Source organism: Lentzea pudingi (assembly GCF_014646255.1).
GTDB classification, from domain to species: domain Bacteria; phylum Actinomycetota; class Actinomycetes; order Mycobacteriales; family Pseudonocardiaceae; genus Lentzea; species Lentzea pudingi.
The window spans coordinates 14,624-36,367 of record NZ_BMNC01000013.1; the positions used below are offsets into that span (position 1 = coordinate 14,624).

25 protein-coding genes are annotated in these 21,744 nt (G+C 69.5%); 15 read left to right on the plus strand and 10 right to left on the minus strand.

Annotation, left to right across the window (positions count from 1 at the left end; all coding sequences use genetic code 11):
* Positions 1–2 precede the first annotated feature (2 nt).
* Positions 3–1,175: an MFS transporter gene (locus IEY88_RS32585; protein ID WP_189158747.1), complete on the plus strand. Its 1,173-nt coding sequence runs from the start codon at positions 3–5 to the stop codon at positions 1,173–1,175.
* Between the two features lie 9 nt (positions 1,176–1,184).
* On the opposite strand, the gene IEY88_RS32590 is transcribed toward IEY88_RS32585, so the two are convergent.
* Positions 1,185–2,042 (minus strand): aminoglycoside phosphotransferase family protein, encoded by an 858-nt coding sequence (locus IEY88_RS32590; protein ID WP_189158748.1) that lies wholly within the window; start codon positions 2,040–2,042, stop codon positions 1,185–1,187.
* 501 nt (positions 2,043–2,543) lie between these two features.
* Between IEY88_RS32590 and IEY88_RS32595 the strand changes: the two genes are divergently transcribed.
* From IEY88_RS32595 to IEY88_RS32605, 3 genes are read left to right on the plus strand one after another with little or no spacing between them, the layout of a single operon-like run.
* On the plus strand, positions 2,544–2,798 hold the full coding sequence (locus tag IEY88_RS32595) for a hypothetical protein (RefSeq protein WP_189158749.1): 255 nt from the start codon (positions 2,544–2,546) through the stop codon (positions 2,796–2,798).
* Between the two features lie 10 nt (positions 2,799–2,808).
* The gene (locus IEY88_RS32600; protein ID WP_373294233.1) at positions 2,809–3,123 is read left to right on the plus strand and encodes a hypothetical protein; all 315 of its coding nucleotides are present in this window, start codon (positions 2,809–2,811) and stop codon (positions 3,121–3,123) included.
* Positions 3,111–3,302, plus strand: a complete 192-nt coding sequence (locus IEY88_RS32605) for a hypothetical protein (protein ID WP_189158751.1) — start codon at positions 3,111–3,113, stop codon at positions 3,300–3,302. Before IEY88_RS32600 ends, IEY88_RS32605 begins: the two co-directional genes overlap by 13 nt.
* 1,473 nt (positions 3,303–4,775) lie before the next feature.
* On the opposite strand, the gene IEY88_RS32610 is transcribed toward IEY88_RS32605, so the two are convergent.
* Both IEY88_RS32610 and IEY88_RS32615 read right to left on the minus strand, forming a co-directional pair.
* Positions 4,776–5,693, minus strand: coding sequence for a helix-turn-helix domain-containing protein (locus IEY88_RS32610; protein ID WP_189158752.1), 918 nt, complete (start codon positions 5,691–5,693; stop codon positions 4,776–4,778).
* 34 nt (positions 5,694–5,727) lie between these two features.
* Positions 5,728–7,446: a glycoside hydrolase family 99-like domain-containing protein gene (locus tag IEY88_RS32615; protein ID WP_189158753.1), complete on the minus strand. Its 1,719-nt coding sequence runs from the start codon at positions 7,444–7,446 to the stop codon at positions 5,728–5,730.
* Positions 7,447–7,583: 137 nt separating this feature from the next.
* Between IEY88_RS32615 and IEY88_RS32620 the strand changes: the two genes are divergently transcribed.
* Positions 7,584–8,300 (plus strand): excalibur calcium-binding domain-containing protein, encoded by a 717-nt coding sequence (locus IEY88_RS32620; RefSeq protein WP_189158754.1) that lies wholly within the window; start codon positions 7,584–7,586, stop codon positions 8,298–8,300.
* A gap of 129 nt (positions 8,301–8,429) precedes the next feature.
* Here IEY88_RS32620 and IEY88_RS32625 read toward each other — a convergent pair whose 3' ends face one another.
* The gene (locus tag IEY88_RS32625) at positions 8,430–9,656 is read right to left on the minus strand and encodes a PucR family transcriptional regulator (protein ID WP_189158755.1); all 1,227 of its coding nucleotides are present in this window, start codon (positions 9,654–9,656) and stop codon (positions 8,430–8,432) included.
* 154 nt (positions 9,657–9,810) lie between these two features.
* Here IEY88_RS32625 and IEY88_RS32630 point away from each other — a divergent pair, with 154 nt between their 5' ends.
* From IEY88_RS32630 to IEY88_RS32655, 6 genes are all read left to right on the plus strand, one after another.
* Positions 9,811–10,128, plus strand: a complete 318-nt coding sequence (locus IEY88_RS32630) for a hypothetical protein (RefSeq protein WP_189158756.1) — start codon at positions 9,811–9,813, stop codon at positions 10,126–10,128.
* 12 nt (positions 10,129–10,140) lie between these two features.
* Complete coding sequence (locus tag IEY88_RS32635; protein ID WP_189158757.1) at positions 10,141–10,983, plus strand: NYN domain-containing protein; 843 nt, start codon at positions 10,141–10,143, stop codon at positions 10,981–10,983.
* Positions 10,984–11,053: 70 nt separating this feature from the next.
* Positions 11,054–11,944 carry an ABC transporter ATP-binding protein gene (locus IEY88_RS32640; protein WP_189158758.1) on the plus strand — a complete coding sequence of 297 codons (891 nt, stop codon included), beginning with the start codon at positions 11,054–11,056 and terminating at the stop codon, positions 11,942–11,944.
* Complete coding sequence (locus tag IEY88_RS32645; RefSeq protein ID WP_189158759.1) at positions 11,941–12,678, plus strand: ABC transporter permease; 738 nt, start codon at positions 11,941–11,943, stop codon at positions 12,676–12,678. The genes IEY88_RS32640 and IEY88_RS32645 overlap by 4 nt, the downstream gene beginning before the upstream one ends.
* Positions 12,675–13,739, plus strand: a complete 1,065-nt coding sequence (locus IEY88_RS32650) for a sensor histidine kinase (protein WP_189158760.1) — start codon at positions 12,675–12,677, stop codon at positions 13,737–13,739. The genes IEY88_RS32645 and IEY88_RS32650 overlap by 4 nt, the downstream gene beginning before the upstream one ends.
* Entirely contained in the window at positions 13,736–14,338 is a 603-nt protein-coding gene (locus tag IEY88_RS32655; protein WP_189158761.1) for a response regulator transcription factor, read from the plus strand. Before IEY88_RS32650 ends, IEY88_RS32655 begins: the two co-directional genes overlap by 4 nt.
* Here the strand turns inward: IEY88_RS32655 and IEY88_RS32660 are convergent.
* The 4 genes from IEY88_RS32660 to IEY88_RS32675 all read right to left on the minus strand — a co-directional run bounded on the left by IEY88_RS32660 (position 14,335) and on the right by IEY88_RS32675 (position 16,267).
* Complete coding sequence (locus IEY88_RS32660; protein ID WP_189158762.1) at positions 14,335–15,000, minus strand: DNA alkylation repair protein; 666 nt, start codon at positions 14,998–15,000, stop codon at positions 14,335–14,337. The two genes, IEY88_RS32655 and IEY88_RS32660, sit on opposite strands and share 4 nt — an antisense overlap.
* A 68-nt stretch (positions 15,001–15,068) precedes the next feature.
* On the minus strand, positions 15,069–15,434 hold the full coding sequence (locus IEY88_RS32665; RefSeq protein WP_189158763.1) for a MerR family transcriptional regulator: 366 nt from the start codon (positions 15,432–15,434) through the stop codon (positions 15,069–15,071).
* Between the two features lie 6 nt (positions 15,435–15,440).
* A complete protein-coding gene (locus IEY88_RS32670; RefSeq protein WP_189158764.1) occupies positions 15,441–15,800 on the minus strand; it encodes a hypothetical protein in 360 nt (119 codons plus the stop codon).
* 35 nt (positions 15,801–15,835) lie between these two features.
* Positions 15,836–16,267 (minus strand): hypothetical protein, encoded by a 432-nt coding sequence (locus IEY88_RS32675; protein WP_189158765.1) that lies wholly within the window; start codon positions 16,265–16,267, stop codon positions 15,836–15,838.
* A 63-nt stretch (positions 16,268–16,330) separates the two neighbouring features.
* On the opposite strand from IEY88_RS32675, the gene IEY88_RS32680 reads away from it, so the two are divergent.
* Positions 16,331–17,071 carry a hypothetical protein gene (locus IEY88_RS32680; protein WP_189158766.1) on the plus strand — a complete coding sequence of 247 codons (741 nt, stop codon included), beginning with the start codon at positions 16,331–16,333 and terminating at the stop codon, positions 17,069–17,071.
* Here the strand turns inward: IEY88_RS32680 and IEY88_RS32685 are convergent.
* Positions 17,068–17,280 (minus strand): hypothetical protein, encoded by a 213-nt coding sequence (locus IEY88_RS32685; protein ID WP_189158767.1) that lies wholly within the window; start codon positions 17,278–17,280, stop codon positions 17,068–17,070. The genes IEY88_RS32680 and IEY88_RS32685 overlap by 4 nt on opposite strands.
* Positions 17,281–17,432: 152 nt before the next feature.
* Here IEY88_RS32685 and IEY88_RS32690 point away from each other — a divergent pair, with 152 nt between their 5' ends.
* The 3 genes from IEY88_RS32690 (at position 17,433) to IEY88_RS32700 (ending at position 20,849) form a co-directional block, all read left to right on the plus strand.
* Positions 17,433–19,934, plus strand: coding sequence for an ATP-binding protein (locus IEY88_RS32690; protein ID WP_189158768.1), 2,502 nt, complete (start codon positions 17,433–17,435; stop codon positions 19,932–19,934).
* Positions 19,880–20,104 (plus strand): response regulator transcription factor, encoded by a 225-nt coding sequence (locus IEY88_RS32695; protein WP_189158769.1) that lies wholly within the window; start codon positions 19,880–19,882, stop codon positions 20,102–20,104. Before IEY88_RS32690 ends, IEY88_RS32695 begins: the two co-directional genes overlap by 55 nt.
* A gap of 172 nt (positions 20,105–20,276) precedes the next feature.
* Complete coding sequence (locus tag IEY88_RS32700; RefSeq protein WP_189158770.1) at positions 20,277–20,849, plus strand: dihydrofolate reductase family protein; 573 nt, start codon at positions 20,277–20,279, stop codon at positions 20,847–20,849.
* Here IEY88_RS32700 and IEY88_RS32705 read toward each other — a convergent pair.
* Complete coding sequence (locus IEY88_RS32705) at positions 20,831–21,739, minus strand: EamA family transporter (protein ID WP_189158771.1); 909 nt, start codon at positions 21,737–21,739, stop codon at positions 20,831–20,833. The genes IEY88_RS32700 and IEY88_RS32705 overlap by 19 nt on opposite strands.
* Positions 21,740–21,744 lie beyond the last annotated feature (5 nt).

Consider the following 21,744-nt stretch of genomic DNA (forward strand, 5'->3'; position numbering starts at 1 on the left):
CGGTGACCTCACGCCATCGCCTGATCTGGGCGGCGTTCATCTCCCAGGCGGGCAACTGGCTGACGTTCACCGGCCTGCTCCAGTACGTCCAGTCGCAGTTCGGGTCCCTGTCGACCGCAGGCATGCTGTTTGCCCAGTCGTTGCCCGCGGTCGTCGCGGTCCGGGGGCTGGCTCAGCGGATCGCCCCCGAACACGCGCACCGTGCGTGGCTCGTCGCCCAGATCGGTTTGGCGGTGTGCACGGTGACACTGGTGGGACTGGCGTCCTCGCTCTGGTTCATCTACGCGTACTTCGCGGTGACGACGGTGCTGAAGGCCGTGTCGAACACGCTCTTCATGACCTTCGTGGGCGAGTGGGTGCCCGCTGAGCAGAAGGCGTCCACCTACACGGCGATCGGCACCGCGGGGTCGATCACCCTCACCGTTTCGCCCGCCGTCGGCGGTGTGATGGCTTCGACCGTCGGCTACTGGTGGCTGTTCATCGCGGACGCGACGTCGTTCCTGCTCGCAGCACTGGTGCTGGCTCGGTCCGGTGGGGCCATCACGGCTGCCGACGGATGGTCCCATGGCGAACGGGTTTCGCCTTGGCGCACCTGGGTGGGCAAGCCAGAAGGATTCGGCGCGCACCTCGCTCGTCCCGCCCTCGCGTGGACGTCGTTCGCGGTGGTCGGTGCCGGCGTCAACGCTGTGGAGATGCCGGTTTTCGACGACATCCACGCGTTCCAGGCAGACCAGTTCGGGTTCGCACTCGCCTGCTATGGCGCGGGCGGCCTGCTCGCGTTCGGCATTTCGTTGCTGGCGCCGCAGTTCCACGTGCCCGTTGTCGCGCTCTCGGTCGCTTATGGGGGAGCGCTCATCGCCTGGGTGTGCGGCGGCACTGCCGGTGCGTACGCCGGGTTCGCCGTCGCGGGTCTGACGTACGGCTTGATCAACGGCCGGCTTCGGTCCTCATTGGACCGCGCGGCCGAGGCTGACGGTGTCGACCCGATTCCGTTGTGGGCGTGGGCAACGCAGGTCACGTTCCTCGTCAGCGTGGCGGTGCTCGGTGCCGCCGCCGCGGCGTTCGCGCTGCGAATCCCCGCCGCTCACGTCGCCGCGGTGGTTCTCGTGCTCGGGGCGCTCGTTCCGTTCACGATGACTCGGCTGACGACCGACTTGACCAGGACAGGTTCCTGACCCCGGGGTTCACACGACCGGAGGGTGTTGGTGCACTGCACAGCGACGGCGGAACCAGGCGAGGTACCTCTTCGGGGACTCCTTCTGCATCAGCGCGCCGGCCGCTCCGGTCAATGGGAACATTGCCGCGTGGGTGAGGGCGCGTTCGTACGCGGTGGAGCCGATGGCGCGCTGTACCAACGGCCAGCCGAAGCCGCCGAACGCGGCCGCGTCGAACGCGGGATCGCCGGCGTGGGCGAAGTCCCAGTCGAGGACGCCCGTCACCCTGCCGTCGTGCCAGCGGAGATTGACCGGGGCGAGATCGCCGTGCACGAAGCGGGCAGGAACCGGAGGCAACGCCGCGAAGCGGGCGAGCACACCAGAGGCCTGGTGTCGTTCGTCGTCGGACAGCAGGGGAAACACGTGCTCGGTGATCGCTTTGCCCACCTGGGGCCCACCAGCGAACTGCAGGGGTTCGTCCAGCACCGCGAGGAGTTCTGGGGTGAGCGCAACGGACTCCAGCGATCCGACGACGTCGCGGATCGCGCGGAGCACGGCGTCCGATGGCAGCTTCTCCGGCGTGGCCTCACCGGAGATGTAGGAGACGGTCACGTGCGCCTCACCCAGCGGCCGGTCGAGGTGATCTTCGAGGACTCTCGGTGTCTCGAACGGCAGGTCGAACCCGCTGATCAGCCGCATGGCCGCGGCTCGGCGCGGAGCCTGAGCCAGCGCCGCACCGGTCCGCGGGAAACGAGCGGCCCACGTTTCGTCCAGCACCACCACGTCGTGGAAGGTGCCCTGGACGAAACGTGGTGACAGGCCGCGGATCTCCGGGTGTGCCTCCGCGAGGACGTCGGTCAACGCTGCGGCCCGCTTGTGGCCTGTCAAATCATCACCCCTGTCCGGAAGCATCTGCCGGCAAGGATATGTGGAGTCGATCGCGCCCTGCGTGGTACCGACGGAGGAACGACCGGGTAGCCGATGGATATCGTGCGAGTTGTGCGTGTCGGCAGCCTGCTTCAGGTGGCCCGTGCTGGGGGTGCAGGCCACAGAAGCCCGCCCGTGGCTCACACGTGGAGCCACGAGCTCGGCGTCGGGGTCGGCGTGTACGATTTCGAACCAGCTGTCCGGCTTCGCCCCAATCAGTTCAGAACTGCTGAATCCCGGCAGCACGCCGTGGAGTTCCTCAACGAGCAGCGGGAAACTTGATGGCCGCCGCGCTGATGGCCGACAGGCTGGGGCTGGACAGGTACACGTCGCAATTCGCATGCATCCTGCAGCCGTCGATGCGGCTGAACGACTATCGAGGACGCGCGGTCGAGGCGCTCGAGAACGGCTCGGGCCCGCCAAGATCTCGACGCGGAGTCCGCGTGTCTGCACCGGCTCGGCGTGGTGCTCGCGGAGCGTGGATCCAATGCCGAGGCGATGAACCACATCGGACGGGCGTTGAAGCTCAGCCGGCAGCTGGGCAACAGGCCGACCGAAATCGTCCAGCTGATCAACATCGCGGCGATCCACGTCACCGCAGAACGGCTGGAGGAAGCGCGGTCGGTCTTCGTCGCTGCGGACGCGCTGACGACGTCCACGTCACCAGTCGCCGTCCGTGCGTCGATCGCAAGCAAATTTCGGCACGATCCTGCGTGACATCGGCAGGTTGGACGAGGCGCTCGGGCAGCTCCGGCGCGCGCTGGAACTGGCAGCGCAACATCCCGCTCCACGGCCGCGGCTGCTCACCTCCTGGTGCATCGCCACAGTTCTGCACTTGCAGGGCCGCCACGCCGAAGCGCTGCGGGAGTTCGAGCACATCCGCGAGGTGAGTGCCGCCGAGCATTTCCCCCACGGCGAAGACCTCGCATTGCTGGGACTGAGCTCGGCGTACCGCGACTTCGACCTGGCGTTGCTCCGCGGCCGAGAAGCGCTGGCGTTGGGAAGGAGGTTCGAACTGCGGAAGGTCGAGTGCGAGACCTGAACACCATCCGCGAGACCCTGATCGCCCAGAAGGACCTGGCAAACGCCGAGAAGGTCTGCGTGCAGAAGCTCGATCGTGCCGAGGAGTACGGCTTCCTCCGATACCAGGCCCGCACGTTCGAATCGATGGCCCACATCGCGTTCGCACGTGGCGATGTGGCGGGGGCGGAACGCCACTGACGGCAGGCACTTGCCATCTACCCCATGGACATGGGTGAAGCGCGGTTCGCGGAGGAGCACCTGCGGGGGCCTCGGCGACCCGTCGGCGACTGTTTCCGTTATGCCAAGCCAGTGTGGGACCGACTTGTCATGTCGCTTTGAGACAGTAGCCGCCGAGTATCTGGCAAGTAGCGGACTCCAACAGCATGACTGAGGTGCCTTGTCGGCACGGTGCCGGTGGTCGTGCTAATCCGAGTCTTGGTTGCTTGAGGGGGAGCTTGTGAAAGCCCTGCTTGTGTGCTCGCTGCTCGTTGCTGCTCTGGTTGCCATATCAGGAACCGGTGCCGTGGCGGCGTCGTCAGGTTCGAGTGATGCGGTTGCTCCTCCGCATGACTGGTACGCGTTGCGCAACGTGTCGGACGCCAGTATTCGGACGAACTGCTGCTCCTATCAGAACTTCGCCGACTACCTCAGGAATCGCAAAGGGTGCTGGGAGCTGTGGGATGTTCGCCCAGCGCCTCCGGCGGGATGGGAAGTCCTGGAAGTGGAATCCTGTTGAGGTTACCTCTCGCCCTGAGTAACTCGGGCTGCGATGGAATCGGCGGCAAGGACGGACCTGTAGCGGCTCATGCCATCCGGGCCAGTTTGGGAACTGGGACGGGCACACGGTCCTAAACGGACAAATGGCAAGAAGTACTCTATTCGGACTCTGTGGTGTTTGATCGGCGTTGGCTAGCGTTCCGGCGGGTACGCCGGGTAGCTCTGTGATCACCGGGGGGTGATCATTCGGCGTTGGGGCTTGGGGGTCATGCTGATGTCGCGTGCTGTGGACCCGCTTCGTAGATCGTCGGTCACAGTCATCTTTGTCGCTCAATCGCTATTGGAGCGTCACGGCATGCCCAGGTTGAGTGCCGTGATCGCTCGGGTTGCGAATCGGCTCGGGGTGCGTCGGGAGGCGTTGCGATCGTGAGTCCGGCAGGCCGGGGTTCGGGATCGACAGTTCGAACTGGTGGGCCAGTGACGTCGGCAGTCCTGACTACAACACTCATCAGCGGTGTGAATGCCAACCGTGTGCCTGGAGGGGGAGCGCACTTCGTGCATGTCACGAACGGCGCCTCGACGGCTGGCTGTGTGGCGATCTCGACGGGCACGCTCGTGTCGATCATGCGTTGGGTTGGTCCGGGCACCGTGATCGCGTTGTGGCCCCCGCTGAACGATCATCTGTGGGCGAGTCCGTTTCACACTGATCGTGCTGGAGCGGAACTGGAGCAGGGCAGGTAGTTGAACGTCGTCGAACGGCGCTCAACGGCGTTGAACGGCGGCTAGTTGCGCTGGAGTTGTTGGGGTTCTAGTGTTTGTGCTGGTAGGAGTCCTTTGCGGACCAAGCTGGCAGTGTGAGGGTCAGGGGTTCGAGTCCCCTCAGCTCCACTTGAATTGACGGCGAGTGCTCACGACGAGCACTCGCCGTTTTGCGTTCGGGACTTCTGACGAGCACTAGACGGCGGGCGCGTCCGTGACAGCCCGCAGAGCTGTGGCGAGCCATCGCAGGTCTTCGGTGGCGTCCGGCACGGTGTGTCCTCCCCTGACGCGGCTGACGAGGCGGCGATACCGTTCCGCGCCCGCGTCGATTCCCGCTTCCAGGGATGCCAGCACCGCGCTCAGATCGGCGTCGCGGAACATGGTGGAGATCAGCTCGGCTGCGCCGGGGTCGCCGGGATCGATGCCCTTCTCCCTGGCCTCTGCGACGTTGTTCACGACCTGCCGGGCCCACCAGATGGTCGCGCCGGGCGGTGCCTGCTGGCCTGGGGCCGGGGTGTTGAGTGCCAGGAAGGTCGCGAGGCGGGTGCGGAAGTCCGGGTCCTGCACGAGTTCTGCCAGTTCGATCCAGGCGTTCACCTGGTCGGGCGTGGGATCTTCCGGCAGGTCGATGCGGAGGTCGCGCACCTTGTCGCGCAATGCGGGGTCGATGTTCAGGCGGCCGAACACCCCCGCCTTGAAGTCGTCGATGATCTGTGCGCGTTCGGTGGTCGATAGGCGTGCCAAGCGGTTCATCAGTGCGGTCTCCTCGAGGGTGGATCGGCGTTGCGACACAGTGGACAGAACTGCCCGGCTCACCTTCAGGGCGCGGATCTGCGCGTCGATCGCGGTGACGTGGGCGTCGGCCACCTCGGCGAACGTTGCGCCGTGTTCGAGCACGCGGCGCACGTCGTCGAGACCCAGGCCCAGCTCGCGCAGGGTGTGGATGAGCTCGACGCGGGCCACGCACGCGGCGTCGTAGAGCCGGTAGCCGCCTGCCGAGCGGCCCGCCGGGGTGATGACACCCTCGTTCGACCAGAAGCGCAACGTGCGGGCCGAGATGCCCGTACGGCGTGCCAGCCGGCCGATGGTGAGGAGGTCGGTGCGTTCGTCCATGCGCTGAATCCTGGACCTTGCAGCCGCTGGAAGGTCAAGGGGTGCAGCTGGCGCCTTTCCTGAGGTGCAGTTCGGTCCGGACGATGTCGAGGTACGTGCAGCCGTCGCGCTCGTTCGGTTCGATGGCGCCGCCTTCGTGCCATTCGTTCCACGCGTACAGCAGCACGATGTTGTCCACTGTGGATGGACGGGTGGAGGCGTCCACGTCCGCCCTGATGTCGGCGAGGAGCCTGCTGAACGCGGCCGGCGACTGGTCCTCGTACCAGCGGAAGCTGGCGTGCAGCTTGGTCCTCGCCTGCTCGGGGGTGTCGGTCGGGAGGACGGGGTCGGGCTTGCTGATGCCGATCCGGGGGCGTTCGTCGAAGTCCGAGGTGGCGCAGCGGATCAGGGAGTTCGGGATCGTGGCGAACCAGCGGCGTTCTTTGGTCACGTAGTTCTCGTACGAGCCGGTGACGTGGTCCCAGCGGCCCGGGCAGTAGCTGCCGTCCAGGCCCTGTTCCGGCTTGGGGGCGCCGTTGTCGGTGGTCATCATGATCATGACTTCTTCGCCGAGTCGTGTCCTGGCACGGGTTTTGACGGCGTCGGAGAACCGGCGGACCGCCGCGTTGTCGATCGTGTTGTTCTCGCTGTCGTCGTTGGGTTTGCCGATGCCGCGGACGTCGCAGAGCTGGAGGACCGGGCGGCCGTCGTTGGCGCGCAGGATGTTCGGCTGGCTCAGGTAGTCGTCGACGAGGATCTCGGCGGCCCTGTCGATCTGCTCGGCCGGCATGCGCAGGGTGCCGCCCGCGCCGCCGCGCCAGGGGTGGATGCAGGGGAGGACGGTGAACTTCAGGTCGGCGCGGTTGCGTGCGGCCAGGAACGCGCGGAGTCCGGCGGCGTACTGCTCGGTGGCGGCGCCGGGGTTCCAGTACCAGTAGAAGGCGAAGTGGTCGAGGCCTGCGCCTGCCGCCTGCGTTATCTGCCGTTCCAGGGTCTCCGGCTTGGAGTCGTCGTAGTAGCCGATCGACGGCTTGAGGTGGGAGAAGTCCTCGTCCGGCCAGTGCTTGACCGCCTTGGGGTCGCGGTCGTGGGCGTGGCGGACGCCGCCCCACCAGTCGTCCTTGGCGTCCGGGCCGTAGTACTGCTCGATGCGGTCCATCATCGAACGGTTGCCGTTGGCGTCGAACGTGCCGAAGTAGATCGCTCCGGCGCGGATCCACCTCGGGTAGACGTGCCCCAACGGGCCGTCGACCTTGCTGTAGCCGAGGGCGCGCATCGCCTCCAGTTGTGAAGCCAGCGCCGGTCGCCAGGAGTTGGCCAAGCCCTCCTTGCGCACGCGGTAGAGGATCTCCGTGCCGGGCTGCGGCGCCGAGAAGGCGTGCCCGATGACACCCTCGTAGCGGAACTGCGGGGTGGGGCCCGAGGTGAGCTCGTCCCGTTCCCGTTCGGACGCGGTGAGCAGGTACGCGCCCTGTTTGCGCAGCCGGAAGATCGGCTGAGAACCGGCGAACGCCTGCCGGCGGAGGTAGCCCACCCGCGCGTCGGCACGCAGGCGCATGCCGTGCTGGCTGACCGCCGCCTGCATCTCGGCCTGGGAGAGCGTCCAGAACATGCCCTGGTCGCCGGGCGTCGACAGCTCCAGCAGCGGCACCGGATCGGTGACCATGTTCTCCGAGTTCGGGCTCGCTTCGGCGGGTCGTGGAGTGGCCGAGGTCAGGGTGATGAGGGATGCCGCAACGGCGACCGCTGTCAGCAACGAGACATGTGTCCGCACGTTCCGCATCGTGCAGCAAGCGGGGCGGAGTCGGGTGGACGAGTGGCGATTCGACGACTGCGGTTGCCCACCGCGCTTTATGCGCAGTCGAATGGACTTGTGTAACGGAGTGTGGTGAATGCCGCGATGTGGCGGCCATGACCGTTTTCCAGAAGCTGGCCAGGGAAGCCGCGATCGTGGCCGGTTTCCTGGTGGCGGTGTCCGCCTGTGGCACTCCCGCGCCCACGAAGCTCGCTGCCGACGTCTCCACGACCACGGCCACCACGACGACCAGCACCACGACGACGACCACGCCGCCGCCGGTGACAGTGGAGTCCGTTGTGGACGGACGAACGGTGCTGTTGTCCAACGGTGCCAAGGTCGTGCTGTCCGCGCTGGCGCAACCCGGTGAGTGCTGGGCCGCGTCGGCCGTCGACTTCGCGACGAAGACCCTGGTTGGCAAACCCGTTCAGGCCGTCGCGTCGAGCTTGAAGCTGGCTGACGGCAAGGACTACGCGGAACTCGCGGTCAGCCAGGGGGTCGCGCGCGCGGTCGCCGGTGCGGAGTCGGCGATCCAGGCCGCGGAAAGCGCCGCCAAGCAGGCCTCGCTGGGGTTCTGGGGACCGTCGTGCGGAGGGCTCGACGTGAAGCCTGCACCCGTCGTGGCACCACCGGTGGCGCCGAAGCCCGCACCTCAACCCGTTGTGCCGCAGCCGCAACCGAAGCCGCAGCCTGCTCCCGCTCCGCCGCCTGCCGCGTACTACAAGAACTGCACGGCCGCGAAGGCCGCCGGTGCGGCGCCGCTCTACCGGGGACAGCCCGGTTACGGCTCGCACCTCGACCGCGACGGTGACGGCGTGGCCTGCGAGAAGTAATCAGTGGTGTGGCTCAGGACATTGTCGGCATATCCGCGCTCAGACCCGTCTGACCACGAATACACCGGCAACGTTCTGAGCCACCACCAGAACCCGCGCTCCAGCACCTGACGCGCCTCCCGCGCCTTTCTACGACCTGAGGTCGTGCACGATCAACGACGCCGAGAGCAGCCGGATGTCGGTCGGGTCCGCCGGGTTGTAGCCGGTGAGCTCGGCGACGCGGCGCAGCCGGTAGTTGAGCGTGTTGCGGTGCAGGTGCAGTTCGTCGGCCGTGCGGTGGCGGTTGTGGTCGCTGTTGATGAACGTCCGCAGCGTGTGCAGCAGGTCTGGGTGTTCGGCCAGGCGGTCCATCACGCGGGCCAGGCGCTTGCGGCCGGGGCCGGGGCGGCAGAGCTGGTACTCGAGCAGCACGTCGTCGAGGACGTACGCGCCGGGCGGGCGGCCCAGGCGTTGGGCGAGCTCGGCGATGTCGGCGGCCTGCCGGGCGGCCGCGGGGATGTCCTCCCGGCTTTCTGCCGCCGCGATTCCGCCGGTCAGGCCGGTGCCGGCGGCGGTGAGGAGGTTGCGGACGAGTTCGGCGGCGGCCTCCACGTCGTTGTCGATCTCCTCGGCTGACGTCGGCAGCAGCACCGTTCCGCCGTCGTGGTCCAGCGCGGAGAGGGCGTGCTTCGGCAGTTCGGCTCGTAGCCGTCGCACGAGCCCATGAACGGCCAGTCGTGCGTCAGAGCCGTCTGCCACTGACGGTGCCTCGACGCGCACGGCGACCACGACGTGGTGACCGGACAGTTCCAGCCCGATCCGTTCGGCGAGCGGCTCGGCCTCCCTGCCGGTCAGCAGGGCCGCGACCAGCGCACGGCCTGCTTCGCGGCGTTCGGCGTGCAGGGCCTGCTGCTCGGCGAGGTACGACCCGGCGACCGCGGGCACGGCGACGCTGAGGTACCGCAGCAGCGCCGGCACGGTCGCGAGCAGGTCGGGGATCTCGTCCGGCTCGGCGACGGCGGCCATCGCCTCCCAGCCGACGGTCGCGGCGACGTGGTAGGTGCTGAGCACGATGTCGAGCGGGACGCCCTGCTGGGCGCGCCGGACCGCCGTGGCGATCTGCATGTCCATCTCCTCGGGCGCGGGCGGGCGTTGTTCCCGCAGCGCGCGCAGGAAAACCTGCAGGTGACGGGTCACCGCCTCGGTGATCTCGCGGTCGACGAGCTGGTGCGGCAACTGCCGGTACGTCGCCGATCTGGCGAAGAACGCCTCCAGCACCTTCTCGGCGATGCGCGGGATCTGCGTCGCGGCACGGTCGTAGAGCGGAGCGGCGGGGTTCGGGGCGGGGATGTCGACCACCGCCAGAGGCTTGCGCATCCGTCGGCCGCAGGCGATAGCCCGATCGAGTCCTTCTCGGCTGGTTGCCTGCACGAAAGAGGGACTCCCGCGTTGTGCACGTGCCCGAAGGTTTTGACCCTATCGAGTGATGACGGGTGAGGTCGGCCACCGCGCACAGCCACAATCGGGTGTTGTGAGCAGCGTCGAGGAATGCATGAAGTTGTTGCTGCGCAGCGGGTTCCAACGGACCGTGGTGCGTGATCGCTTCACGTGCGTCAACGCTGTGATGTTCAGGCGGGTGTGGCGGGGCACCAACGAGACGGTGCTCGCGTACTCGGAGTCGGAGGCCCTGGCCTACCGCGTGGCCGAGGCGGACGCGGACCCGACGGACCCGTTCGTCGTCGATCCCGACCTGACGATGTGGCAGTGCGGGGGCGAGTTCCTGGACGTCGCGGGGCAGTTGCTGGAGTTACCGGCGGCGCCGGGTCACTCCACGTTCGAGGGGAAGTAGTAATCTCTGCTGGTGGGTGAGACCGTCCGGATCGGAGTGTTCTACGACGGCACGTGGTTCGCCTACCTGAGCGACTTCTACGCGACAGCGCACCCGAGGGGAGCGCGCGTCTCCCTCGACGGCCTGCACGACGCGGTCCGCTGGTACGTCCACACGGAGACGGGTCGTCCGCTGGACGAGTGCGTGGTCGCGGAGGCGCACTACGTTCGCGGTCGCATCGACACCCCCGCTGAGTCGTTCGACCGTGTGCTGGCCGCGGCCGGCATCACGCGGCACGACCTGCCGCTGCACAACGGCAAGGAGAAGGGCGTCGACGTCCTGCTCGCGCTGGAGGCGTGGGACCGGGCGACGACGGTGCCGCTCGACTGGGTCGTCCTGCTGACCGGCGACTCGGACTTCGCCCCGCTCGCGTCCAGGCTGACCGAACGCGGTGTGCACGTGATCGTGCCGGTGGTGGACATCAGGACGGTGCAGGCGCCTCCTGCCTGGACCCCGCGCACGGCCGCCCCGCTGCGGGCCGCGACGCCGTTCACGCCCGGTTTCGACGAGCTGTTCGCCCCCGGTGACCAGGCCGACTACCCGCTGCGGCGCGCGTTCGTGCGGTCGTCGCAGGCGGTGGCGTCGCCGGTCGGAGCGCCGCGCGGCCGCCGCAGGGGCACCGTGGCGACGTGGAAGACCGGGCAGGCGCACGGCTTCATCACGGACACGCGCGGCGGGTCGTGGTTCGTCTCGCGCGACGAGTTGCCGGCCGGGCTGACGCTGCTGCTGGCGGGCACGCCCGTGTCGTTCACCGGGTCACCGGCGCCGATGCCCGGCCGCAAGTACCCGAGGGCGCAGGCCGTCCGGCCCGAATGACTTTTGTCATCCGGATGTGGTGACGCCGCTTCACTACTGACGCGAGCCCGCGCCGACCAGGCTCAACGCCATGGAAACGGTGCTCGAAGTGCGAGGAGCGCGGTACAACTACGGTGCCACGCAGGCGCTGGACGGCGTTGATCTCGCCGTCGGCGCGGGGGAGTGCGTGGCGCTGCTCGGGCCCAACGGCGCGGGCAAGACGACGCTGGTGAACCAGGTGATCGGGCTGCTGCCCGCCAAGGCCGGCTCGGTGCGCGTCCGCGGTGGCGATCCGCGCGTCGCGTCGACCCGCCGGCAGCTCGGCGTGGTGCAGCAGTCGCTCGGGTTCCCGAACACGCTGAAGGTGTCCGAGCTGGTCACGGGGGCCGCGGTGCGCGCGGGGAAGCCCCGTGCGGCGGCCGGGCCGGTGATGGCCGAGCTCGACCTGACCGAACTGGCCGGGCGGCGCGCGTCGAAGCTCTCCGGCGGCCAGAAGCAACGGCTGCAGCTCGCGATGGCCCTGGTCGGCGACCCTGCGCTGCTGGTGCTCGACGAACCGACCGCGGGCCTCGACGTACCCGCCCGCAAGCGGTTCTGGCAGATCCTCGCCGAACGGCGTGAGCGCGGGACGGGCGTGCTGCTCACCACGCACCTCATCGAGGAGTCCTCGGCCGTCGCCGACCGCGTCGTCGTGCTCGCCCACGGCCGGGTGCTCGCCGAGGGCACGCCGGACGAGCTGGTCGCGCGGCTGCCCGACCGCACGGTGATCGCCCGGACGGGTCTGGGCTTGGAGCGCCTCCAATCGCTGCCGGGTGTCGTGTCGCTGCGCAACGAGGGCGAGCACGTCCACCTCGGCACGCGGGCACCGGAGGCGTTGCTGCGGGTGCTGCTCGCGGAGGACCCCGGCCTGACCGGCCTGCGGGTCGAGGGCGCCGGGCTGGAAGAGGCAGTGGCCGGTCTGATCGAAAGGGGTGCTGCGTGAACACTAAGGTCTTCGGCGTGGAGCTTGCGGACGAGCTGAGGGGTATCGTCCGCGAACCGGCCGCCCTGTTCTTCTCGATCGTCATGCCGGTCGCGTTCTTCGCGCTCTTCGTGTCGCTGTTCGGGAAGTTCAGCGCCGGCGGGGTGTCCGCGGGCACCACGATGCTCGCCACGTTCGGTGCGTTCGGCGTGATCTCGGTGGTGCTGATGAACCCCGGCATCGGCGTCGCGGCCGACAGGGAACGCGGCTGGCTGAAGTCCAAGCAGGTGTCCGCGGTGCCGATCGGGGTGACGCTCGCGGCGAAGGTGGTGGCGGCGCTGCCCTACGCGGCCGGGGTGCTGATCGCGATGACGGTGACGGCGGCGCTGACCGGTTCGCTGAACGCGCCGCTGCCCGCGTTGCTGCGGCTGCTCGTCGTGCTGGTGGTCGGCGCGCTGCCGTTCGCGTTGCTGAGCCTCGCGATCGGGTTCCAGGTCGGCGCGGGCGCGGGTGCCGCCCTGCTCAACGCACTGCTCATCCCGACGTCCGTCGTGTCCGGACTGTGGATGCCGCTCGACATCATGCCCGCGTTCTTCCGGGACGTGGCGCGGTTCCTGCCGAACTACCACCTGTCCGAACTGGCTCGTGCGCAGCTCGCCGGTGGGCCCGTGCTCACGCATGTGCTCGTGTTGCTGGGCTTCGCGATCGTGGCTGCGGTGCTCGCGGCCGTGTCGTATCGTCATGCGCGGTCATGAGAAAAAACGTGGGGGTCTCCCGCTGGTTCCACCTGATCTACCTCGGGAACCTGTTGTGGGCACCGGTGTTCGACCCGGCCGCGGACTGGGTGGACTGGGCGCTCGTCGCCGTCGTCTTCGTGGCCTTCGTCCCGATGTACGTGCTGTCGTGGCGCCGGCCTGAGCTGGTCCGCCACTGGTGCCTCGTGCCGACGGTCGTGCTCGGCGCGCTGGCGACCCCGTTCAACGCCGGTGCCGCCGTGCTCTTCGTCTACGCGGCGGTGTTCGCGGGCCTGTCGGAGTCGCGGCGGCTCGCGATGCGGTGGTTCGTCGGCCTGTCCGTGTTGATCTGCGTGTTCGGCGTGGTGTCGGTGGTCGAGATGCCGTACCGGGTGTGGGCCCTGCTGCCGTCGCTGGTCTTCCTGTGGGTGGTCGGCCTCGTGGAGGTCGAGTGGGCCGAACGGGAACGCGAGGGCTCCGAGCTGCGCATCCGCACCGCACGGGTCGAGCACCTCGCGACCCTCGCCGAACGGGAGCGCATCGCCCGCGACCTGCACGACCTGCTCGGCCACACGCTGACCGCGATCATCCTGCGGGCCCAGCTGGTCAGCGCGAACCCCTCGCGGGCGCAGGAGGAGGCGGCGGAGATCGAACGGGCGGCCCGTGCGGCGCTGGGCGAGATCCGCGACGCCGTCACCGGGTGGCGCAGCGCGTCGCTCGAGACCGAACTGGAGGCGGCGCGTGCCGCGTTGTCGAGCCTCGGTGTCGAGGTGACCGTGCGCAGGGACCCCGAGCTGGTGATCGTCGGCTCGACCGAGCACGAACTGGCGCTCGCGCTGCGGGAGGCCGTGACCAACGTGGCCCGGCACGCGCGCGCCCAGACGTGCCACATCGGCGTGGAGGCCCGTGACGGCGAACTGCGTCTGGTGATCGCGGACGACGGCGTCGGCGGCCACGCACCGGAGGGCAACGGGCTGACAGGTATGAGGGAACGGATCGCCGCGCTGGGAGGCCTGGTCGCGCGGACGGTCTCGGCGGGCACCACCGTCACGATCGCCGTCCCGCTGGAGGTGGCGACGTGATCACGGTCGTGCTGGCCGAGGACCAGGCGATGGTGCGCGGTGCGTTCGCCCAGCTGCTGGACCTGCAGCCCGACGTCACCGTCGTCGCGACGGCGGGCGACGGCGACGAAGCCCTCGCGGCCGTGGCGGAACACCGGCCCGACGTGCTGCTGACCGACATCGAGATGCCCGGCCGGACGGGCCTGGACGTCGCCCGGGCGCTGAGCGAGCGCGGCGACACCACCCGCGTGCTGATCTTCACGACGTTCGCCCGCAGCGGGTACCTGCGGCGCGCGATGGACGCCGGGGTCTCGGGGTACGTGCTGAAGGACGCGCCGATCGCGGACCTCGTCTCGGCACTGCGCCGCGTCCACGCCGGCGAACGCGTCGTCGCGCCCGAGCTCGCGATGGCCGCGTGGGACAGCGCGGACCCGTTGACGCCGCGCGAACGCGAGCTGCTGCAGGAGGTCACGACGGGCGCGAGCAACGCCGACATCGCGGCGCGGCTCAACCTCGCCGAGGGGACGGTCCGCAACTACCTGTCGACGGCGATGGCGAAACTGGGCGCCCGCAACCGTTCCGAGGCGGCGAACACCGCACGCGAACGAGGCTGGCTCTAGCCCTTCCGCCGCACCATCTCGTTGATCCAGATCGGTGCGAACGGTGACGTGCAGTTCGGCGGCGTCGGGTAGTCCTCGAGAACCTTCAGGCGTTCGCCGATCTCGATCGCCCTGGCCCGCAGCGCGGGGTGCTCGATCCCGATCTGCGCCAGGCAGTGGTTCATCGCCCACTGCAGGCGTTCCGGGGCGTCCTTCATGTCCTTCTCGACGATGTCGAGGAGACCGTCGAGGTCCAGGCCCTCCGGCTGCTTCGCGACGCGGTCGATCGTGAGGGCCCAGCCCGCGCTCGCGACCACCGGGTCCGGGTCGGCGAACCACAGCACGCGCAGCTCCTCGGCGTGCGGGCTCTTCTTCACGACGTAGTTCACGAGCCAGTCGTGCACCTTGGGGCGCTTGGCCTCGCGCAGCATGACGTCCAGCTGGTCGTGGGAGAACGCCTTGGGGCGGCAGATCAGCAGCGCCAGCAACCTCGCCGCGGTGTCCCCCGTCGCCCACAGCTCCAGCGCCAGGTCCTGCTGGGTCTTGAGGCGCTTCGCGATCGCGCGGAGCTTGCCGAGGTTCACGCCGTGGTCGTCGCCGTGCTTCTCGTTGACCGCACGGGCTTTCGGGTCGTCGAGCGCGGCCAGTTCGGCCCGAAGCTCCGCCACCGTGTCGTTCGCCACCGCTAGACCTCCCGCTCACCGTCGACGCTCGACAGCTTACGAGCAGGAAGGCTCGTTGCTCGCCGAACTCAGTCGCTCAGCGCCGCGACCACGGGGCACTGATCGCGCACGCCGTTCTCGGCGACGTCCAGCAACGCGAGCCGCACCCGGTCCAGGTCGTTCATCCGCTGCTCGATCTCCGCGACCTTGCCGGTGATCACGTCCCCCACGTCGGGCGTGGTGGAGGCGGAGAGGAGCTGCTCGACCTCGGTGAGCGTGAAGCCGAGCCGGGCCGCGCGGCGGATGAACCTCAACCGCTTCAACGCTTTCTGGTCGTAGTGGCGGTAGCCGCCGTGGGACCGGGCGGTCGGCACGACGAGGCCGCGGCGCTCGTAGAACCGCACCGTGCTGATGCCCACCCCGGCGGCCCGGGCCAGTTCGGATATGCGCACCACCGGAAACTACCTCCGCAGCAGCGCGCGCCACTGCGCCGCGGCCCAGAACAGTTCCAGCGCCAGGAACACCGCCAGCGCGGGCGTCTCGCCCTGCCACAGCGCCCAGGCGAACCAGGAGCTGAACAACGCACGCCCGATGGTGTCCGCGGTGATCAGCAACCGTTCGGGACGGAGCCACCGCACGATCGACCACATCACCACGACCGTGCCGAACAGCGTGGCGAACATCCGCGTCGGGGTGGTGTGGGGTGTGCCGAGCAGGTCCATCGCGAGTGCGCCCGTCCAGGGCGTCACGAACGCGACGCTCGCCACGAAGTCGTACAGCGCACCGGCTTTGCCCCAGCGGGCGACGTGATCTCTGGTCATGCCGGTCACGATGGACCCTGCACCGTGGTGCAGGGTCAAGTCCGCTTGCGGGTCAGCCAGAGGTAGCCGGTGCCCATCACGAAGACGACCGCTCCGGCACCCCACAGCGTGAGGAACGCGATGCCCTCGTAGTTGGGCTCCCCGGCGCGGTAGACGGTCTTGGGTTCGTCGACGTCGTACGCGGGAACGACGTCTCCCTGACCCAGGTGTGGCTGAAGGTCGGTGTTCAGCCGGACGTCCTCCCGCCTCACCTTGCCGTCGTGGCTCGTGAAGGTGCCGTGTGGGCTATGGCAGCCGACGCCGGCGCGTTTGCTGCAGTAGAAGCCCTCGCCGATCACGTAGGTGCCGGACGTGCCGAGGTCGAGGGCGAACCTCGCACCCAGCCACGCGCTCTGCGCGCAGAACAGCACCAGCAGGAACCCCACGACGACCGATGCGCCGACCACGCCACGGTGTGAATCGTCCACCTGCCACCCCCTTGCCCCCACTAACGTTGCCGGACGAGTGTTCCGTTGAGTCGAGGGGGACGCGTGACCGGCCAGATCGTCCGCCACGCCGGCCGGATCGAGGCCGTGCGCGTGCGGTTCGCGGCCGTGCACAAGGCCAGCGCGGTCGTCGTCGGGGACGAGACCGTGTACGGGCGGCTGTGCCGGTGGGTGATCCACCCCGTGCTGGAGAAGCACGCGCGGCAGGACGAGCTGGTCGCCTACGTCGAGGAGAACCTGCGCCTGATCGTGGCCGGGCTGTACGACCTCTACGGCGTGCGGGCGCCCGGACCGGACCTCGTGCGCGAGGCCGCCGTGCCGTCGCTGGTGGAGCCGGTCGAGGACTCGGCGCGGGCGGCGATGGAGCAGATCGGGCCGTTGCGGGACGTCCTCGACGACCTCACCGGGCTGCCGGACGTCATCGCCGCGCACGCGATGACCTGGTACAACATCGCGGGCGAGCAGCAGGACATGGCCGACGAGCTCGAGGACCTGCTGGAACTCGACGCGCCGGAGTGGACCGGCGCCGAGGAGCACCTGCGGTTGATGGGGCACAACATCGACGCGATCCGGGGGCTGAGCTCGGTGTCGGCGGCGTTCGGGAAGATCACCGAGAGCGTCGGGGTGCTGGTCGCGCAGACCCGGCGGCTCGTGCGGGAGCTCGTGATCGGCCTGGCCGTGGTGCCGACGGACGCGACGCTGTGGCGGCTCGCGTGCCGGATCGCGGTGTACGGGGTGGCGCTCGACGCCACCCTCAGGCACCTGGAGGACCGGCTCGACGGTTAGGCCCTGCGGGCGCGGCGTCGGGCGAGCTGCGGCAGGAACCACATGTAGACGCCCGTTCCCATCAGGACGAACAGCGGCAGCAGCGGCACGTACGACACCCAGATCGCCCCGGCGTCCACGGTGAGCGCGACCGCCGTGAACACGACGGTGGCCATGAAGACCATGCTCACGACGCGGTGGAACTGACGGATTCCCTTGCTGCCGGCCATTTTCTTCGTCCTCCCGGTTGGTGGTGAGGACAACGGTAGGACCGGCGGATCGGTCGTGCTTCTCGATTCCTGACCGGCTGGGGTCTGTGTCGAAGTCCGGCCCGGCTATCGCGGACCGGACTTCGACACAGGCCCTAGTACTCTCGGGCGCCATGCGGTCCCCGGTGCTGGTCGGTCGTGGCCAAGAGACCTCGGCACTGCGGGCCGCGGTCACCCGGGCCGAGCACGGTCGCGGTGGCGCGGTGTTCCTGGTGGGGGAACCGGGCATCGGCAAGTCGCGGCTGGCCGCCGAGATCGCCGGGCACGCCTCGCAACGCGGGTTCCGCGTGCTCAGAGGACGAGCGAGCCGTGCGGTGCCGTTGAGGGCGTTGTGCGAAGCGGTGCTGTCGGCTTTCCGCAAGGTGGTGCCGGACGAGGAGCAGCTCGGCGCGTACCTGCCCGTGCTGCTGCGGATGACCCCGGACGCGCCCGCCGGTGTGCCGGATCCGGCCGTGGTCCGGGCCGAGGCGGTCCTGCGGCTGGTCACGGCCGAGAAGACCGTGCTGGTGCTCGAAGACCTGCACGAGGCGGACGGCGAGACGCTGGCCGTGGTGGACTACCTGCTCGACAACCTCGCGGACGAGCCCGTGCTGCTGGTGGCGACGCTGCGGCCGCATCCCGATGGCGCGCAACGGCTCGCGGACGAGGCCACCGCCCGCCGGGTGGCCACGACTTTGAGGCTCACCGGACTGACTGACGACGAGGTGGCCGAACTCGCCCGCCGTTGCCTCGGCGAACCCGTGCCGGACGACGTGGTCGCCAAGCTGGTCGAGGTCTCCGACGGCGTCCCGTTCGTCGTGGAGGAACTGATCAACGGCGACCTGGCGGCCGTGCCTCCCACGGTCGCGGCCGCCACGTTGCAGCGGGTCGACGCGCTCGGGCCGGAGTGCGTCGCGGTGCTCGAAGCCGCCGCGATCTTCGGACGGACGTTCCCGCTCGACGTCGTCACGGCCGTCGCGGGCAGGTCTGAAGAGCTGTTGCAGGACGCCGAACGCGCGCAGCTCGTCGAGGGCCACCAGTTCCGGCACGCCCTGACCGCCGACGCGATCACGGGCCGGATGACGCCGACCGCGCGGGCGACGCTGGCCCGCCGGGCGGCGAGGGCCGCGGAAGCGTTGCGGCCCGGTGAACTGGAGCTCGCCGCCGAGCTGTGGGAGGCGGGTGGCGAGACCGCGAAGGCCGTGGCGTGCCTCGCGAAGGCCGGACGGCACGCCGCCGCGCTCGGCCGGTTCGGCACGGCCGTGGAGCTGCTCGAACGCGGCCAGGGCCTGACCAGCGACCCTGATCTCACCGCCGACCTGCTCGACGCGCTGGCCGCTGTCCTGCCGCTGGCCGCGGTCGTCGTCCCGGCGGACGACGGCGCACGGGCCTTCGCACTGGGCGAACGGCTTCAGCAGGCCCTCACCGCGGCGCACGCCGCGCCGGAACGACGTGCGGCGGTCCGGCTCGCGCAGGCCAGGGTCGCCGCCGTCGCCGGTCGGTGGGAGCGCGGCCTCGACCTGCTGGCGGCGGCGAAGGAGTCCAGTCCGTCCGCCGACGTCGTCAAAGCGACGCTCCTGCTCGGGCTGAACCAGCTCGACCTCCTGCCCAAGGCCCGTGCGCTGGCCGAACGCGCCGCCGCCACGGGCACCCCGGAGATCGTGTGCGAGGCACTGGAGGTGCTCACCCGCTGCACGAGGGGGCAGGACCTCGCCGAGGCGCGCCAGCACATCCAGCGCTGGCTGCACACGGCCGAACAGCACGGGCTCGCGGCGTGGCGGCTGCGGGCGTTGCTGGAGCTGGGGATCACCGACAAGTACCTCACGATCGGCGTCGACACGTTGCTGGCCGCGCGTCAGGCCGCGCTCGACACCGGCGCGATCGTGATCCTCATCGCCGCCGACCTGCACCTGGGCGGCATCTACCTCGTGCGCGGCGAGTACGAGGAGGCCGCGCGGTACGGGGCCAGTGCCGGGGAGGCCGCGCGGAAGCTGGGCCTGCACGCGCTCGGAGCACTCGCCGTCGCGATCGAGGCCGGCATCGCGTCCATGCACGGCGACCGCAGGGAGACCGACAAAGCGCTGGCGCGGCTGCGCGAGCACGGCGGTTCGGAGGAGATCTGGTCGTACAGCTCCGCCGTCTGCGCGGTGATGGAGGAGCGGTACGACCGGGCGCTGGCCGAGTTCGACGAGGTGGAGAAGGCCGTCACGGAACCGCGCATCCTCCGCGGCACCTTCTACCAGGGCCCGCGGCTGCTGGTGCGGGTGGCGCACGGCCTCGCGGGCCGGCCGGAGTACGAACGGCTGGCCGAGTCGCACCTCTCGCAGGTCCGGTTGCACCGCGCGTACTTCGCGTGGAGCCACGCGATCCTGCTGGGCCGCGAGGGCCGGCTCGCGGAGGCCGGCCAAGCGGCGGCCGAGGCGCTGGACCTGAGCACCGGCCTCGGCCTGCCCCGCTACCTCGGCCTGCGGCTCGCCGGGCAGAAAGCGCTCGCGGACGGCTGGGGCGAGCCGCTGCGGTGGCTGAGCGAGGCCGAGGAGTACTCGCACCACGGCAACGCCGTCGCCGCGGCCACGACACCGTGCCCGCCGCGCTGCGCAAGGCCGGCGTCACGGTCCGCGAGTACGAGGTCCTGAGGCTGGTCGTGGAACGGTTCGGCAACGCCGAGATCGCCGAACGCCTGTTCCTGTCCCCGCGAACGGTCGAACGCCACGTCGCGAGCCTCAAGGCCCGCACCGGCCGCCAGAGCCGGGCCGACCTCATCACCCACGCCCGGCCACTAATTGGGGGGTCCGCCCCCATGTGAGCGGCTCGACCAGCGGGAAGACTCCTCAGGCAGACCGGCGGCGCTGTACTCGGAGGGGTGTGCGGCGCCGCCGTCACGCATGTCGCAAAATCTCCTGGCGCGAGATGTCGATTCCCGCCATCTCCCGTTCGACGCACTGATGACAGCAAGCGCGAACATCAAGGAGAACCAGATGCGCACCCTGATCGCCACCGCTTTCGTCTCCCTCGACGGCGTCGTCGAGGCGCCCGGTGGCGAACCCGGTCACCGCAGCTCCGGCTGGACCTTCAAGGACATCGAGTTCGACGAGGCCGCCTACGAGATCAAGGGCCGCGAGCAGGAAGAGGCCGCGGCGATGATGATGGGCCGGGTCAGCTACGAGGCGTTCTCCCCGGTGTGGCCGACGCTCGACTACTTCCCGCGGTACAACGCGATGCCGAAGTACGTCGTCTCCAGCACGCTGAAGGAGGACCAGCTCGTCGACAACTGGGGCGACATCACGATCCTGCGGTCGCTGGACGACGTCGCGGCGCTGAAGGAGACCGAGGGCGGCCCGATCTCCCTCCACGGCAGCGCGACGCTCAACCGCAACCTCTCCGACGCAGGCCTGATCGACCGCTACCACCTGCTGGTGTTCCCGGTGCTGCTCGGCGCGGGCAAGCGGCTGTTCAGCGAGACCGACAAGGACAAGCAGCTGCTGAAGGTCGTGGAGAGCGAGTCCTACGGCAACGGCATCCAGAAGCTCGTCTACGACGTCGTGCGCTGAAGTTCGCGTTCCGGTTCCAGCAACGGTTTCTTCGTCGGCGTGAGCTGCACGAGCACGATCGACCCGATCAGGATGAGCGCGCCGACGAGCTGGAACAGCGACAGCGTCTGGCCGAGGAACACCAGTCCGAGCACGGTGGCGATGAGCGGGCTGCAGAAGCCGAGGAACGACAACCCGATCGCCGGCACCCGGTCGGTGCCGCGGAACCAGACCGAGTAGCCGAACAGGGACCCGAGCACGATCAGGTAGCCGAAGCCGAGCACGTTGGTGCCGGTGATCGTGCTCGGGAGGCCCTCCAGCAGGAAGAGCGCGGGCAGCAGCACGAGGCCGCCGGCCGTGAGCTGCCAGCCGGTGAACAGCAGGACGTTGACCTCGGCAGGCCGCTTCCAGCGCTTGGTCAGCACGATGCCGGACGCCATGCTGACCGCGCCGCCCAACGCCGCCAGCACGCCGACGAAGTCGAGCTGTGCCGAGGCTTTCAGCACCAGCAACGCGACACCGGCGGTGGCGGCGAAGCAGGCGAGCACGTGCGGGAGCCGGATCTTGTCACCGAGCACGAGCGCGGCCAGCCCCAGCATGATCACCGGCTGGACCGAGCCGACCAGGGCCGCGACCCCGCCGGGCAGCTTGTAGGCGGCGACGAAGAGCAGGAAGAAGAACGCGCCGATGTTGAGCGTGCCGAGGACGAGCGCACGCCACCACCAGACGCCCTGCGGCAGGACCCGCCCGAACAGCAACAGGATCAGGCCCGCCGGCAGCGCGCGGACGACCGAGGCCAGCAACGGCCGGTCGGGCGGCAGGAGTTGGGTGGTGACGATGTAGGTGCTGCCCCAGATCATCGGCGCGAGCGCCGTGACCGCCGAGTCGGCCAGCAGCCGGTTGCCCTTCATGGTCG

What these genes read in the sequence shown, in the direction of transcription:
- IEY88_RS32620 (WP_189158754.1), top strand. Translation starts at nt 7,584, where the DNA reads ATGACCGTTTTCCAGAAGCTGGCCAGGGAAGCCGCGATCGTGGCCGGT.
- IEY88_RS32685 (WP_189158767.1), bottom strand. Translation starts at nt 17,280, where the DNA reads ATGGCCGGCAGCAAGGGAATCCGTCAGTTCCACCGCGTCGTGAGCATG.
- IEY88_RS32625 (WP_189158755.1), bottom strand. Translation starts at nt 9,656, where the DNA reads ATGCGCAAGCCTCTGGCGGTGGTCGACATCCCCGCCCCGAACCCCGCC.
- IEY88_RS32610 (WP_189158752.1), bottom strand. Translation starts at nt 5,693, where the DNA reads ATGGACGAACGCACCGACCTCCTCACCATCGGCCGGCTGGCACGCCGT.
- IEY88_RS32670 (WP_189158764.1), bottom strand. Translation starts at nt 15,800, where the DNA reads ATGACCAGAGATCACGTCGCCCGCTGGGGCAAAGCCGGTGCGCTGTAC.
- IEY88_RS32640 (WP_189158758.1), top strand. Translation starts at nt 11,054, where the DNA reads ATGGAAACGGTGCTCGAAGTGCGAGGAGCGCGGTACAACTACGGTGCC.
- IEY88_RS32700 (WP_189158770.1), top strand. Translation starts at nt 20,277, where the DNA reads ATGCGCACCCTGATCGCCACCGCTTTCGTCTCCCTCGACGGCGTCGTC.
- IEY88_RS32705 (WP_189158771.1), bottom strand. Translation starts at nt 21,739, where the DNA reads ATGAAGGGCAACCGGCTGCTGGCCGACTCGGCGGTCACGGCGCTCGCG.
- IEY88_RS32690 (WP_189158768.1), top strand. Translation starts at nt 17,433, where the DNA reads ATGCGGTCCCCGGTGCTGGTCGGTCGTGGCCAAGAGACCTCGGCACTG.
- IEY88_RS32650 (WP_189158760.1), top strand. Translation starts at nt 12,675, where the DNA reads ATGAGAAAAAACGTGGGGGTCTCCCGCTGGTTCCACCTGATCTACCTC.